At 63.8% G+C, this 1,670-nt stretch carries 2 protein-coding genes; both read left to right on the top strand.

Annotated features, from left to right (window positions below):
* Positions 1 to 191: 191 nt before the first annotated feature.
* Complete coding sequence (locus A5698_RS29870) at positions 192 to 773, top strand: transposase (protein ID WP_084792463.1); 582 nt, start codon at positions 192 to 194, stop codon at positions 771 to 773.
* Positions 774 to 1,034: 261 nt separating this feature from the next.
* Positions 1,035 to 1,499: a DUF6197 family protein gene (locus A5698_RS15600; protein ID WP_068298544.1), complete on the top strand. Its 465-nt coding sequence runs from the start codon at positions 1,035 to 1,037 to the stop codon at positions 1,497 to 1,499.
* Positions 1,500 to 1,670 lie beyond the last annotated feature (171 nt).

Below are 1,670 nucleotides of genomic sequence, written 5' to 3' on the forward strand. Positions count from 1 at the left end.
CACCGGCACCTCACACCCCGCGAGCCAGCCAACCCCGGCCCTCGCAACCGAGTAGGAACAAAACCTGGGGTACTTCAACCGGAGCCGACACCGACCGCCGATATTGACCAAACCTCCCGCGAGCTAAAGCTGCTTGTCGATCGCCGCGAGAACCTCATCGCGCAACGCAACGCGACGATGTGCCGCCTGTTGTGGCGGGTGCACGAACTCGACCCAGAGCGCATCATCAAGTCCTCGGCGCTGTCAACGAGGATTCACCGCGATCACCGCCGAGTGGCTCAAAGATCGACAGGGACTGGTTGCCGAGTTGGCGCGAGACGAACTGGCCGACATCGGTCGGCAGGTCCCCAGGGTGCGCTGCTGCTCGAGTAAAGAATCCGCGAACGCGTCCAGCAAGCCGTCCCCGCACCTCTTGGCCTGTCCCGAGCTGCGGGCCGCTATCGGCAGCCGAGATAGTCGCCGAAACCGCAGGTGTGCAACGATTCCCGACAGAGGCTGCCTTCGCCCGATTCGCCGGCGTAGCGCCATCACCATCGTGGTCAGGAGCGACGCAAGGACGCTGGCGCTACATCAAGACAGGCAACCGCCAAATCAACGCCGCGCTCCGCATCCCGCGCAATAAGGGCGCCATGGTGCTCACCGCGGGGTGGCATCTGCAAATGACACACACCGTTCATTCCGACATACGCGTTAGCGTCGGGCTCGAGACTTGGTGCCGTTGCGGCGGAAAGGTCTGCCGGGCCGCGGGGGGGTCGGCCCGGCGGACCTGTTAGTTACTCTGCCGGTTCTGGCCTGGCTTCAGTAAGGGGGTTTTCCTCCGTCTTCTGACGCGGTGACTGCACCCCCGCGTCCGGCGATATCCATCTGCTCCACCGTTGCGGCGTCGTACCGAGCGAACGCAAAAATCGTCCGCAGCCGCTCGCACCCTAGCGGCGGGATCGTCGTACATATGCTCGTGTTTAGGGGGTTAACCCCCAAAACTCGGGAGGCCAACCTCGTGTTGTCGCGCGGCCCCACTTCGTACTTTTGAAGGTATGGCTGACATTGATACCGACCAGGAGGTAATCGAGGGCGCCCTGGCGCTCATCGAAGCTGACGGCGGGTGGACCCAAGGCGCCTACTACCGCGACGCGGATGGCACGCAGGTGCAGCCGGCAGCCGACTCGCCTGGCAACTGGGTGCGGGTGCGCACCGAGCACGTCGGCGCGGGGGCATACCGGACACGCACCGAGCCGGTGGCCGCCCCATGCAGCTTCTGCCTGGGAGGGGCGCTACGTACTGCGGCCGGTTACTGGCACACCGGGCAGCCTTACGCGGTGCAACAGCAGGTCGATCGGCTGGAATTACTACTGGTGCGGCTGGCCAATTCCGCCGGCGCAATGGACTGGCCGGACCTAGACGCCTTCAACGATGACGTGCACACCACCGCGGCCGACGCGGTGCTGTTGCTGAAGCACGCCGCCGCCTCCGCGTGCGACAGTAAGTCGACCTCCCGATAACCCTTCCGCGGCCATAAGCAGAGCCTTGGAACAAAGTCTTAGCGAAATACGAATTGCAGCGAATCCACACGGACACGCCCCTGGGAACGAAGTGTGAGTGTGGTCACCTGACTTGGCCCCACTTTGGCCGTTGTTCTTCATGAATTGTGGCCCCACTGGGGTGGTGATCAT

This window comes from Mycobacterium sp. E136 (genome assembly GCF_001666865.1).
Taxonomy (GTDB): domain Bacteria; phylum Actinomycetota; class Actinomycetes; order Mycobacteriales; family Mycobacteriaceae; genus Mycobacterium.